This is a genomic window from Deefgea piscis (genome assembly GCF_019665785.1).
Classification (GTDB): domain Bacteria; phylum Pseudomonadota; class Gammaproteobacteria; order Burkholderiales; family Chitinibacteraceae; genus Deefgea.
In genome coordinates this window covers 1,706,881-1,720,257 of record NZ_CP081149.1, presented here as the reverse complement: position 1 = coordinate 1,720,257, position 13,377 = coordinate 1,706,881, and the positions used below count along the sequence as shown (strand labels likewise).

Here is a 13,377-nt window from a genome sequence, read left to right as displayed (position 1 = left end):
CATACGCACCGCATACAGAAAAATCGAGTAAATATAAGCCCTTGAAGGGTATGTATGCGGGTGTGCTGTGTATGCGGTGGTTTTTACGCGGATACGAGAAGTGCTTAAAGACAAAATCCTTAAAGCTCAGTTTCGTCTTGACTCTTACAAGGTCGCAGCTTCATTTTGTAGCCTTGCCCATAGCCTCGCCCGATTGTCACTGTCCAAGCATCGCGGCCTTTGGGTCGATCTAACATGCCAGCTTCATGTAGCACCTTGCAGGCTTTTTTGATTTCGTTGCCTTTGATTACTTCACCAGTGAAAGCGTGCGGGAAAACATAGAAGGTCGTTTCCCCATCCGCGCCAATTCGACGGTAGCCCATCATGTTTTGCATGATTGGCTCTTTGTCGGCAATCGGTAGCAGTACAAAGCGCCCGTATTGATTTGCAGCCAGTACACCATTCGCGAGTTCGATCAGTCGTTCATCATCGCGTGAGGCCAGCCCAAACACAGACAGCCAGCGTTGCCAAGTCAAACACACCGCCTCGAATGATTCCGCTTCTGTCCAGCCTGTTAATTCAGCCGCCATTTCTAGCGTTGCAGCCAGCAATGCAAACTTGCGGGTGGCACGTCGAACTGGTGGCGCAGCATGGTCGGGAAGTTCGCCCAGCATTCGATTCTCTGCGGCAATAATCCGTGCCTTGATGCTGTCTTTGTTGGCGATCAGGCACGCTACAAACTCACGCCCAATCGTTCCGTAATGGCTTCGTGCGGCCTCGGTCAGTTCTAGTGCAAATTCACCGCCCCCCTCGCTGTTATGAATGGAATCAAACGCTTTATAGCGCCCCGTATCGGCGGGAATATCCAGCATGCGTATCTCTTGCCCGCCACGTACCACGTTGCCGCCTTCGGTTAAAAACTGACTCATTGGCACTTCACCCGTACTAATCAGTGTCATCAGCCACCGGCGTTTGGCACGGTTGCCGCCATCTTTGCGGCCTTGGGTGCGTGATACACCGTTGAGCATGGTGTAAATGATGCAGCCCATTTTCTTAGCATCACCCGCGCCGATTTCATCCAAGTACAGCATCATGCTATTAGCAAATTCAGCCGAATTAGTCAGGCCGATACTCGTACCATCCCAAGACTGCATTATCTCGGTTGGCTTGCCCCATACGCTTGCTGAAACATCAGCACACGTTGATTTGCCGCTTGTTGTTCCTCCGTGAAAATGCAGACCGATACCGTCACGCATACCGATCAGCTCCAATACAGCACCAGCCAATGCACACGCTACGGCCGTCATTGCCAGCGGATTATCTTTCGCCAGTGCGCCCACTGTATCGCGCCATGTTTGCGCCGTGCCTTTGGGTGTAAATGCAGGCCGATACGTTGCAGCAGCAGGGTAAAACAGTCGGGTGTCAGGCTCTCCAATTACTTCGCCTGTTGGCAGCACAAACGCGCCACACTGCCAGCCGCTTTGCTGCACGATGGTGTATCGCTCGGTACTGCCTTGCGTTTGCAGGTAGTCGGCTAATCGCTCTTTGTTGGCTCTACTACTTGATACCGCTAAGCCCTTGCTGTTGAGCAATGCAAAACCCTCACGCTCGCCAATAATGGCGCTCGGTATCGCGGTGGTTTGCTCGTTACCTGTTATCGGATCTTGCCAGCGAATCAAGCGGTAATGGTCGCCGTAAATGTCTACGCGTTGCCCGACTACCTCCAGGTCACGACATAAGCGCAGCGGCGGCGTGTGGGTCAATACGCCTTCTTTGTTTTTAGCCGCGCCGATATACATCATGTCACCGTTGATAAAGTCGTAATACGGCACGATTTCGCCTAATAGCTCGACTTTATCCATGGGCACAAACGGCGCGATATGGTCTGGTTTGGCTAAATCAAAAGCACGTGGCTTGATGGTGCCGGCTGCATAACTTGCCGCATCTTGTAGTGTGGTTTTTTCGTTTTTCATTATGTTTTGCCTCAATTCATTTCATCGTTCAGATAGTCCAGCCAGTCCGTACCCACTTGCGGTGCTAATAACACTTTCACCTTGCGGCCTTCTTCGATCATTCGTGCTGCGAGTAGGTAAGCCGCTTCCTTGCCAATGTTGCGGCCTCTCTCGTCGGGGGGGTCGTTGTCGGCATAGATCAGTACTTCGCGTACTTCATCAGGCAGCACGACCGATTTCAGCCCACCAGCAGAGATGCACGCCCACACCGCCAGCCCAGTGAGGCAACGCACAGCTAAAGCGGTTTCTATGCCCTCAGTCAGCGCCAAGCGCCCATCGTTGCCGACTGGGTACAAACGACAAGCCGCGCCTTTGATTGCCCCTTCATGTGCCGCTTGGAGTTTCTTGTTATCCAAAATTTTGATGTGTGGGCGATCAGGTGAACCCGTCGCCACGCGAATGACGCGCTTTTCGGCTTTGTCGCTCAGATAAATGCGGTGAATGCCAGCCAGCGCCGCCCCATCAGGCTTATCAATCCGCGCCACCAGTGCAGGAAACGCGCCCAGTTTCACAGGTTTGTTATCGACAGTGTGCCAATAGTCCAGCGCCTCACAATGGCGTAAAGGGCTTGTATGTGGCTCAGGCCAATAACTCGCCGCAATACCACGTTTTTGCAAATAGAGGCCTGTGATGTTGTTCGGTCTGAGCGTGGCGCACAAATCAAACACCCTTTGCACTTTCTTGGTGTTGTCCGCTACCTCTGGCTTGGCAACCAAACCGTTAACTGTCTTGGCAACTCGCTCGACAACTACGTCATCATGTCGCACGTCGATACCGAGCACATTAGCTACTGCTCGCACTGCTTCGGGAAAATTTAGGTCGAATATATGCCGCACCAAAGCAAAACCATCACCGCCTTGTGAATCCATATGGCGACACGCAAAGCGCCCATACTCAGCACCAGCGCCGCGTACCGTGAATTGAAAACGGTCTTTACCACCACATCCAGGACAAGGGCAATTACGGCCATCAAGCGCAGCAGCAGGAACCCCCAAAGTTAGTAGTACTAACGGCCAGTTACCCCGTGCGGCTTTTTTTACTTTATCGCTCAATGATTCACGCATACATACACCTCTTCGGGCTGTAAATCGTTGATGTGCTCCACTTCTAACGCGTCAATCAGTCGATAATCCGCTGCCGATAAACCGCTAAAAGCTGAATCTAATACGCAGGAATCCCCGCGCCCATTGTTTAAATGGTCGTTTTTCATTTTGGGAATTCCTATTAGTGGCGCTGTTTCATGGAAATGGTTGGCATCATGCGGCAATACTCGCTAATGCATTGGCGCTGCGGTGCACAGCCACAAGATTCAACAACTCGCTTTTGCGTTCGCTGTAGCTCCATCCCTGCACAATCAAGTCGGCATTGCAAAACTGTACCTCCGCCAATAATGACAGCTCAGACTTGCAGCTAATCGCATCCCGATTAATGGTGGTAGAGCAACCTGTCATGGCGAAACCGATTATCTTTGATTCGTTGCAGTAGTGGTGCGGCTCGGTGAGCTTGCCTTCCTTGGCACGCATCATCTGCAGCACGCGACACATTAAACGATAAGCACTTGCGGCATATTGTCGGCTTTCGGCTAAATCATCAGGTGCAAACTTACCATGGATAAGCGCATCTATTTGACTATCGCACCACACGGCAAACCGCACATCTAGCCACTGTGCAAAACGAATCGCTAGTTTCGGGTGTAGCCATGTACCGCCATTGTTTCCGCGCCTTGTTTTTATCCAATTACCATTTTGGCTGGTATTTGAGAAGCTATTTAATGCCTCGATGTAGTTTGTTGTTTCATCCAGCGATAGCCAATCATTCGGACGTTTCCCGAAACGTTCAGCAGCGTCTGTTGCATTAAACCAGCCATCTTTTGTGAATTGAAATAGCGCGTTATTAAAATCTGCTGTAATGATTTTATTTTTCATGCTGCCCCCATCACTTCGTCCAAATAACGATCCAAGTCGGCCACATCAAACAACGCCATAGCAGTGCCGTTTTTAAAAGGTGGTTTCAATTTTCCAGCGGCGACTAAACGATCAAGAGTGGATTTGCTAACTTGCAGATAGAGAGCAGCATTGCGTGGGCGTAATACACGCGGACGCATGCCTGCGACTGACAAGGGGGATGAGCATGCAGATTGCAGGCTTGGATTTACAGCATGGGCTTTCATAGCCATAAGGGTATAACTCCTAATGACAATCAGCGCCTGATTAGCTTTGGGCTTTTGGTGTTACATAGGCGCATATATGACGAGCTGGCTTTCGCCACAAAGTCACTTCAAAGCAACAAAAGAGTATTTTTAAAAATACAATTGCCTTGATTTTTACGCGCTTATGCATCACACTATATTTTATAGTTTTTGTAGAAAACTTTTAGCACCAAATTACCTTGTATCGGGCGCAGTCCCCAGAAAGCGACAGCAAAGCCAATAGTCTTGGCTTTTTTTACGCCCGTACAAAATAGAACAAAGGCCGGACTTTTAGCGAAGTCCGCCGATGTAGCCCTAAATCAATTAGCGTTGATTGCGGGTTTCCCATCTAAAGGATGGGGATCACAGCCCTTGTAAGTCGAGTTTCTCAGGCTCTTCTGACTTACAAGGGCTTTCTTTTTTTACTCTCACCCACTGTTGGGTTTGAGTCATGAAGCATATTATATCCGCATAAAGTATCGATAGTGCTTAAAAGAACTACGGCACACGAAAAAAAAGAACGAATGTTCAAATTTTATTTTGTTTTCGTCAAATATCCTCACAAAGAAATACACCGATACAAAATCTAATGCCTGTACAAAATAGCTAGGTATATAAGCTGAGTCCTTATAAATAAATTGCTACGAAATCATACCCGAGGAAAACAAATCCAAAGGCAAAGGGCGTTTTGAGTGGTGGCCTATTGCAATCGACTGCAAGCTACAACGGTAAATTAGCGAATCAAGTACCCACCATTACCTGAAAAAAAACCTAATTGAAACCGTAAATCAAGCTCTTCTCAACTGCACAACGTTGTCATCTACCCGATTCGGCAACACGCCAGCTGCGCATTCTGCCAGCGCCGCACCCAATAAATTTAATGCGTTGCAGCGATCTTCCCACTTCGATAAGCGCACATAACGGCCAGTTACCCCGTGCGGCTCTGCATGCGCGAGAACTTTTTCAATCGTTTCCCAGTCCGAACCTGTCAATTCACATAACCGTGTCGCAGTTGTACGGCGTAAGTCGTATAGCGTCCATTTACCGCCCGATAAATTGTAAAGCTCAAAGTCGGCACGGGTGCGGCGGCAAGTCATGCGCTCGGCTAATCGGGCTTGATAGGCGACTTCGGTTTCGTCGTCGGCACTGTAGAACTGTCGACTGGCAATGTCGTTACCTACATTGCTACGCAGCACAGCGGCGTTGGCTTTCTTCGGCGCGGGAAATACAAAATCATTGATCCGTATTGCGTTCATTTGCTTAAGTACGCCCAAAGCATAATCACTCAGATGGACGTGATGCATTTTCTTAGCTTTCATACTGCCAGCGGGAAAAATAATCACACGATGTTCTAACAGCACCCAATCCCACCGCAACTTTAGCGCCTGACTCGCTCGAACACCCGTCGCCAACATAAAGCGGATCACACACTTTCCCGTTTCAGATTGCGTGCCAACGGTGAGCTTATTGCTCAGTAGGTCGACCAGCTCAGAAAATGGCAAAGCGCGGCCTGCTTTTCCGTCCTCGGCATCCTCACCAATCGCATCCAAACCATGCTTGGCCACATATTCGGCGGCGCTAAAGTTTTCAGCCATTTGGGTGGTTTTCACCGTGCGGACTGCTTCGGGTAGTTCCATTGTCGCCAGTGGATGATTTTCCGGCACTAATCCACGCTGTATGCCCCACTTCATCACCTGCCGCACCAGCGCCAAAGCATCCTTGGCGGTTTTGGCTTTACCCGCTTTCATCAGCGAATCGTAGTGCGCCATTAGGACAGATTTGCTGGCGGATTTAATCTTTTGCTTGCCCACCAACGGGGCAACGTGACAGCGCCAATTAGAACGCCGCGTCTCGCGCCAGTCCGTCGCCAGCGTTGCGCCGTAATTGGCATCCCATTGTTCAAACAGGTCTTGCATGGTTGGCTCGGCGGCTACCTGCTCAGCCGCTTTGCGCTCGGCCTCTTGCTGGTGCTGCACGGCCAAAGCGTCCGCCTCGGCTTGCCGCTTAATACGCTCAGCCTCTTGTTGTTCGGCTTGAATTGCTTCGCGCTCTCGACGTTCTTGCTCCAACGGGTCGGCTTTCGCAACACCTTTAGTAATGTCACCGCGAACAATGCCCCGCAGTCGATCACGCTCATCACGAATGGCACTTAGAGAAACCGCAGGATATACACCACACCCCTTTTCACGCTGTCGGCCAGTTTCAGGGCTTCGGTAGGAGTAAGTAAAGACGACGGTAATCTTGTCCGACGAGTCGACATACACTTGCCCACGCAATCCACCACCATCTTTTAACAAATCGCCTTTATTGGCTGGCTTTAATTTGGTTAATGTTGTCGTGCCGATTAAGTTTTCAGTTTTAGCCATTTTGCAGCACCACACCCATACAAAAGATCCCACACCCATACACACACCCATACAAAGAGTATGCGCTTGAATGGCGAAAAATGGGGCAGTATGACGCAACAAACGGCACAATATATTGATTTATATAGATTTTAATTTTTTGGCTGAATCGCCATGAATTACTATGAACAGCTAAATTACCAGTTTCCGAAACTGAGTGTCACAGGTTCGATTCCTGTCGGGCGCACCAATCAAATCAACGACTTAGCCAAAAACAAGCATCACAAACAGCACGCCAAGCACGTTCACAGCTCCCGCCGCAAATCCAACTTATATTTTTTTATCTACGCACCAAAAAGAGACAGCCAAACAAAATATGTGACAACAACTCTCGCTAAGTCTCATTTTCTAGCCGCTCACCACCCAAAAGATAATCCAGCCTGTATTTCCGATGCTTCACACAACAATTAAACGCACCATCAAAACAAATATAGCCTTGCGCGCCGACTCAGTCACACTCATCCAACGCCACTACCCTGCAGCTTTTAAGCAACAAAACCACATCAAACCCGAATCAAACAAGCCAATAAGCCAATAAGCACATCACTAACGCCCGTTCAATAACTAAGAGCGATCAATAATTTGAATCGTTTTACGCTGCGCGCTTTGCTTGCGTCTTTTGCGCCAAATACAAACCCAGCATCACCATGGCAAACCCCAACACCACGCTCAACAACAAATACGCGCAGGCCATTAACCATTCCCCGGGCGTTTTGAGCATGGTTAATGAGCCATAGATATAACTAGAAAACGTCGACATCCCGCCCATAATGCCGGTGCCGACCATGGTATGTACGTGATGGTGAATCATCACGCGGCGATGAAAACTGGTAGAAAGACCCAGTAAAAAACTAGCCAACATATTGGCAATAAAAATATCCAAAGGAAAACCGCCAGCTACCGGAGGAATCAGCAGCATAATAAATTCTCGGCACATCGCGCCAAAAGCGCCGCCGACAAAAATAAGAATGATCCAATTGGCCACAGTGCACTCCTAGCGGGACAATAGCGCCAGCCAAGCGCCCAATATGGCAGCCAATAGCCCAGCAAATACCGATAACAATAAATAAACAGCCGCCATCTTCCCTTTGCCTGAATCAGTCAATTTTGCGGCATCCAACTGCATAGTGCTAAACGTAGTAAACCCACCCAAAGCGCCGGTCAGCACGCCGGCATTAAGTGGCGTACCAAAGCGCTCGCGCCAATCAATCGAGAACAAAATCGACAGATAGGCAATCACAAACGCGCCGCTGACATTAATTAATAAAGTCCCCCACGGAAAAACACCGTGATAACGCTCGCCAATCCAAAGCCCGACGCGCCAACGCGCCAAAGAACCCAAGCCCCCACCCAAACCCACCCACATCACATCCAATGCCGAGACCATTGCCCGCCTCCTGAATCACACTTTGAAACCCAAGCCAGCTAGGTCACGCTTTAACATAGTCGATATTGCTCGCCCTTCGCCCCGCCGATGCCAGACGTCGTAAAAACGACGCACAAAAAAAACAGCACTTCAAGTCAAAGCCTCGCGACTCCAACTTAAAATGCTGTCTATTAATTTACTTCTAAATTACATCAATCAACAAGGGCACTTGTTGACATTGCCTGCGCCCGGAAAACGCGCATCAAGACAATAGCGATAAAATGCTTCTCGACTTAATGGCTCAGCACCCGGGTGCTGGCGGCGCATATGATCATAATAATATTCATAATCATGAATCCCCACCATTAAGCGGCAGGTTTGCACCACTTTTTGCGCGGTATCTTTCAATCCCGTCAACCAGTTAGAGCCCAGACTAAAGCGGCGAAAGTCTTCTGGCGACATCAAGACACCGTACGGATTAGTTAACCGCTGTTCGGCCACGTAGCGATCATACTCATCCTGAAAAACTTCATCACTCACCACCGGTGCTTTGGTGGCGGGCAATAAAAAGCTTAAATCAAGCACGACTTGCCTCAGTAGCTAGATCGCCACCAATTTCATTCACTGTCGGCTTAGCATGGCCAAATGCTTTGCGAGCGTGAACAATCGTTGCAATCAACATCGTCACCGCCACCAACATAAAGAAGGCACACAAACCGGCGTTAATTTGATTGTTGAACACAATGCGTTCCATATCAGCAATGCTTTTTGCTGGGGCTAACAAGGTACCGTCCGCAATGGCACCTTTAAAGCGGTTGGCTTGTGCCAAGAAACCGATTTTTGGGTTTTCATGGAAGATTTTTTGCCAACCGGCGGTCATCGACGTAATAAACAACCAAGTTGTCGGTAGCAAAGTCACCCAGATATAGCGCTCTTTTTTCATCTTAAACAGCACGACCGTACCCAATAGCAAGGCCATCGACGCGAGCATCTGATTACCAATACCAAATAGTGGCCATAGCGTATTAATCCCGCCCAATGGATCAGTCACGCCTTGGTACACAAAAAAGCCCCAGCCCGATACCGCAACGGCTGTACCCAACATATTGCCAACCCAAGAATTGCTTTTTGCCACGCCTGGTACAAATACACCCACAGTGTCTTGCACCATAAAGCGGCAAGCACGAGTACCAGCATCCACTGCAGTCAAAATAAACAGCGCTTCAAACAAGATGGCAAAGTGATACCAGAACGACATCATGGCTTTGCTACCAAAGATATCGGAAATGATGTGTGCCATACCCACTGCAAACGTCGGCGCACCACCAGCACGTGACAAGATTGAATGCTCGCCAACGTCTTTGGCCATTTGCGTCAGAATTTCAGGCGTAACTACAAAGCCCCAGCTATTAATCGCCGTTGAAGCCGACTCCACCGTCGTGCCAATCAAAGCCGCCGGCGAGTTCATCGCAAAATACACACCAGGCTCAAGCACCGAAGCGCAAATCAAAGCCATGATGGCAACGAATGACTCGCACAACATCGAGCCATAACCAATCACGCGCATATGGCTTTCTTTTTCGATCAACTTTGGTGTAGTGCCTGATGAAACCAAGGCATGGAAACCAGAAATCGCACCGCAGGCAATAGTAATAAACAAGAACGGGAACAAAGAACCCGAGAACACCGGGCCTGAACCATCAATAAACTTGGTGACAGCAGGCATTTTTAGCTCAGGTGCAGCAAAAATAATCCCCACGGCCAAACCGGCAATCACGCCAATTTTTAAGAATGTCGACAAATAATCGCGTGGTGCTAACAACAACCACACCGGCAATGCCGAAGCCACAAAACCATAAATCACCAGTGCAACGGTTAATTGCGGGCCAGTCATGGTAAAGAATGGGCCCCAGAAAGGATGTGCGGCAATATTTTCACCGAACACAATTGCCGCCATCATCAACACAAAACCAATCACCGAAATCTCACCAATACGGCCTGGGCGCAGGTAGCGCATATACACGCCCATAAACAAGGCAATTGGTATCGTCATCGCGATCGAGAACACGCCCCATGGGCTTTCGGCCAAGGCTTTAATGACGATTAGCGCTAGTGCTGCCAAGATGATAATCATCACCCCCAGCGCACCGAGCATCACGATAAAGCCCGGAATTGTGCCGAGCTCTTGTTTGGCCATTTCTCCCAAGCTGCGACCATCGCGGCGCGTTGAAATAAACAACACCAAGAAGTCCTGCACCGCACCGGCCAGCATCACGCCGACTAAGATCCAGATTGTGCCGGGCAAGAAACCCATTTGCGCCGCCAGAATCGGCCCCACCAGCGGGCCAGCACCAGCAATCGCGGCAAAATGGTGGCCAAATAGCACCCATTTATTGGTCGGAACATAATCCAGACCATCATTGCGGCGCACCGCAGGAGTGAGCCGACTATCGTCCAGCTCGAAAACTTTTTCAGCGATAAATTTAGAATAGAAGCGATAAGCGATGCTGTAGCAACAAATGGCGACCAACACCAACCAAACTGCGTTGACGTGCTCTCCGCGCGACAAGGCCAGCATGGCAAAAGAGAATGCGCCAACCAGCGCAACCACCATCCATACCCCCCACTGCTTGATTGAGTTCATTTCGATCTCATTAATTAGTTTATGACACGCCAAGGCTAAAACAGTCCTTACAACCAGTGGCGATCAAACTCAGTGAGTGGTAACAAGCGAAATTAAGCGGTGTGAATATTTACTTTAGCGGCAGCATGGTGCTGGGGATTGGGGATTGGGGATTGGGGATTGGGGATTGGGGATTGGGGATTGGGGATTGGGGATTGGCAGGTATATAGCCAAGCATTTTATTGGTCAATGCCTAGCGATATATACCTTTAAAAGCATTCTTTACATCACTTCAAGCTAAAGCAAAACGCCCAACTGTGCTTTCAGCGGTTTTAAAAACCGACGACTCACCGGCACATTTAAGCCGGCACGTGTAATCACCTCACCACCGCCGGTTTCGCCTAAAACAATTTGCGCTACTTTTTCCGGGTGAACCAAATATTGCCGATGGCAGCGTAGCAAGCCGGTTTTTTCTTCCAGCACTTTCAACGTCAGCTCAGTAAAATGCTCTGTACCATCTTGCGTCACCAAATACACGCCAGATAATCGAGCTACCACGTAATCAACTTCGTCCAGCGGCAATAATAAAATTCGATCATGTCGATGACACGGCAACTGCTTTAAAGCTTGCCGAGGGGCAATTAGCTGGTAATCGAGCACTGCGCCATTTTGCTTGGTTAAGCGCGCCAAGGTTTTGTTCAATCGACTGGCGAGCACTGGCTTAAGTAAATAATCAAATGCATGCTCTTCAAACGCCTTCACTGCATGCTCGTCAAATGCCGTCACAAATACGATCTGCGGTATTTTATCGGGATCCAACATACCGACTAATTCCAAACCAGAAATCCTCGGCATTTGAATATCCAAAAACACCACATCTGGGCGCAAACGGTAGATCATTTGCATCGCCTCGATGGCATTGCTCGACTCCCCCACCACGTCAATGCCCGCATCCTCGAGTAAACAGCGCAATTCATCGCGCGCCAACGGTTCATCATCAACCAATAAAGCCTGCATCACAATTTCTCCACCGCCAACAATGACTCAACGACCAAAGGCAGACTTAAACTAATACGGGTAAATTGCTCTGGCATATGCGCGATGCGCAAGCCGTACTCTGGACCAAACTGCGCTTTTAAGCGCCGATCCACCAAGCTCATCCCCATACCATCACTACTTCTTCCCAAGGCATTAAAAAGACCGGCATTATCTTCAACATGCAGCAGCAAAGTATTACCCTGACTCGCTGGTTCGGCGTAGAGCCGTATTTTCCCCAGCCCTAGCAGCTGCGACGTGCCATGTTTAATCGCATTTTCAACCAAGGGCTGCAATGAAAACGCCGGCAAGCCTACCTGACTAAATTGCAAGTCAATATCCACCTCAACTTGCAAACGCTCGGCAAAGCGCGCCAATTCGATTTGCAGATAGGCATTCACATGTTCGATTTCATCAGCCAACGTGGCGGTGCCATCAGGTCGCTTGAGGTTTTTACGAAAAAAAGTCGATAAATGCTGCACCAAAATTCGCGCTCGTGTAGGGTCAATCCGAATCACCGCATTTAAGGTATTGAGGGCATTAAATAAAAAATGCGGATTGACCTGCGCATGCAGCAATTTAATCTCGGCCTGCGCCAGCAAAGCGCGCTGCGCCTCGATCCGGCCAGTGAGAATTTGCCGTGACAATAGCTTGGCAATCCCTTCACCCAAGGTGCGGTTAAGCTTGGCAAATAAACGCCCCTTGGGCTCATACAGCTTAATCGTACCAATCACTTGATCATCGGCGTCTTGCAATGGAATCACCAAGGTCGAGCCAAGGCGGCATTCGGGATGAATTGAGCATTTATACGCAATCTCATTGCCATCGGCGTACACCACCCGATTATCACGAATCGCATCTTGCGTATGTTTGGAAGTAATGGGCGTACCGGGCAAATGATGGTCTGAGCCTGTGCCAGTAAAGGCCAGCAGCTTTTCTCTATCGGTGATAGCCACCGCGCCAACCCCGGTTTCTTCTGAAATAATCTGCGCCACGCGCATTGAATTGGCTTCATTAAAACTAGAACGAAATAAGCCCTCAGTTCGGGCCGCAATCCGTAAAGCACGCGCCGAAAAAGCACTTGAATACTGCTCGGCCATCGCCCGACGATCGAGCAACAAGCGCATAAACATCGCCGCACCAACACTATTGGCAATCAACATCGGCAAAGCCACGCTATTGACCACTGCATATGCCACTGAATACGGCCTTGTTGCCGCAAGGATAATCATCATCTGCATCATTTCGGCCACTAAGGCCACAATGCCGACGAGCATAGGCTGAAATAATAAATCCACTCGCCCACGACGAATCAAGATGCGATGCACCAAGCCACCGAGCAAACCTTCACAAATCGTCGAAATCATACAGGCCATATCCGTTGGCCCGCCGAGTGAATAACGATGCAGCCCGCCCGTAAAGCCCACGGCCAGCCCCACCGAAGGGCCGCCCAACAAGCCCCCGAGCACGGCGCCAATCGCACGAATATTGGCGATTGAGTCATCCACCTTGAGCCCCAAATACGTGCCAAGGATACAAAACCCAGAAAACACTAAATAACACGTGAGTTTATGCGGTAAACGAATGGTGACTTGCATCAAAGGCGTAAACAATGGCGTTCGTGCCAACAGCCAAGCGATGACCATGAAAATGCAAGTTTGCTGCAATAATTGCAAAACCAAAGAGAGTTGCTGCGTCAGCATGGCGGCGAGCTAAACAAAGGGAGATTGCTGCTTATAACGGATTGAATGCGTGGTGCCTATTCAAGC

Annotated in this window: 13 protein-coding genes; 1 reads left to right on the top strand and 12 read right to left on the bottom strand. The window is 49.4% G+C overall.

Annotated elements, in window-relative coordinates; all coding sequences use genetic code 11:
* Positions 1–119: 119 nt before the first annotated feature.
* From K4H25_RS07990 to K4H25_RS07965, 6 genes are all read right to left on the bottom strand, one after another.
* A complete protein-coding gene (locus K4H25_RS07990) occupies positions 120–1,952 on the bottom strand; it encodes a DUF927 domain-containing protein (protein WP_221022775.1) in 1,833 nt (610 codons plus the stop codon).
* A gap of 11 nt (positions 1,953–1,963) precedes the next feature.
* Positions 1,964–3,055, bottom strand: coding sequence for a toprim domain-containing protein (locus tag K4H25_RS07985; RefSeq protein WP_221022774.1), 1,092 nt, complete (start codon positions 3,053–3,055; stop codon positions 1,964–1,966).
* Entirely contained in the window at positions 3,040–3,201 is a 162-nt protein-coding gene (locus tag K4H25_RS07980; RefSeq protein WP_221022773.1) for a hypothetical protein, read from the bottom strand. Before K4H25_RS07980 ends, K4H25_RS07985 begins: the two co-directional genes overlap by 16 nt.
* A gap of 46 nt (positions 3,202–3,247) precedes the next feature.
* Positions 3,248–3,916 carry a KilA-N domain-containing protein gene (locus K4H25_RS07975; RefSeq protein WP_221022772.1) on the bottom strand — a complete coding sequence of 223 codons (669 nt, stop codon included), beginning with the start codon at positions 3,914–3,916 and terminating at the stop codon, positions 3,248–3,250.
* Positions 3,913–4,167, bottom strand: coding sequence for a helix-turn-helix transcriptional regulator (locus tag K4H25_RS07970; protein WP_221022771.1), 255 nt, complete (start codon positions 4,165–4,167; stop codon positions 3,913–3,915). The genes K4H25_RS07975 and K4H25_RS07970 overlap by 4 nt, the downstream gene beginning before the upstream one ends.
* A gap of 800 nt (positions 4,168–4,967) precedes the next feature.
* A complete protein-coding gene (locus tag K4H25_RS07965) occupies positions 4,968–6,545 on the bottom strand; it encodes a tyrosine-type recombinase/integrase (RefSeq protein WP_221022770.1) in 1,578 nt (525 codons plus the stop codon).
* A gap of 153 nt (positions 6,546–6,698) precedes the next feature.
* Between K4H25_RS07965 and K4H25_RS07960 the strand changes: the two genes are divergently transcribed.
* A complete protein-coding gene (locus tag K4H25_RS07960; RefSeq protein ID WP_221022769.1) occupies positions 6,699–6,995 on the top strand; it encodes a hypothetical protein in 297 nt (98 codons plus the stop codon).
* 181 nt (positions 6,996–7,176) lie between these two features.
* On the opposite strand, the gene crcB is transcribed toward K4H25_RS07960, so the two are convergent.
* The 6 genes from crcB to K4H25_RS07930 form a co-directional block, all read right to left on the bottom strand.
* Positions 7,177–7,569, bottom strand: coding sequence for a fluoride efflux transporter CrcB (crcB, locus tag K4H25_RS07955; RefSeq protein WP_221022768.1), 393 nt, complete (start codon positions 7,567–7,569; stop codon positions 7,177–7,179).
* A 9-nt stretch (positions 7,570–7,578) separates the two neighbouring features.
* Positions 7,579–7,971 (bottom strand): fluoride efflux transporter FluC, encoded by a 393-nt coding sequence (locus tag K4H25_RS07950; protein WP_221022767.1) that lies wholly within the window; start codon positions 7,969–7,971, stop codon positions 7,579–7,581.
* A gap of 195 nt (positions 7,972–8,166) precedes the next feature.
* Positions 8,167–8,535: a YbdD/YjiX family protein gene (locus K4H25_RS07945; RefSeq protein WP_254456621.1), complete on the bottom strand. Its 369-nt coding sequence runs from the start codon at positions 8,533–8,535 to the stop codon at positions 8,167–8,169.
* Positions 8,528–10,594: a carbon starvation CstA family protein gene (locus K4H25_RS07940; RefSeq protein ID WP_221022766.1), complete on the bottom strand. Its 2,067-nt coding sequence runs from the start codon at positions 10,592–10,594 to the stop codon at positions 8,528–8,530. Before K4H25_RS07940 ends, K4H25_RS07945 begins: the two co-directional genes overlap by 8 nt.
* Positions 10,595–10,870: 276 nt before the next feature.
* Complete coding sequence (gene btsR / locus K4H25_RS07935) at positions 10,871–11,590, bottom strand: two-component system response regulator BtsR (protein ID WP_255588167.1); 720 nt, start codon at positions 11,588–11,590, stop codon at positions 10,871–10,873.
* The gene (locus tag K4H25_RS07930; RefSeq protein ID WP_221022764.1) at positions 11,590–13,311 is read right to left on the bottom strand and encodes a sensor histidine kinase; all 1,722 of its coding nucleotides are present in this window, start codon (positions 13,309–13,311) and stop codon (positions 11,590–11,592) included. The genes btsR and K4H25_RS07930 overlap by 1 nt, the downstream gene beginning before the upstream one ends.
* Positions 13,312–13,377: the final 66 nt, after the last annotated feature.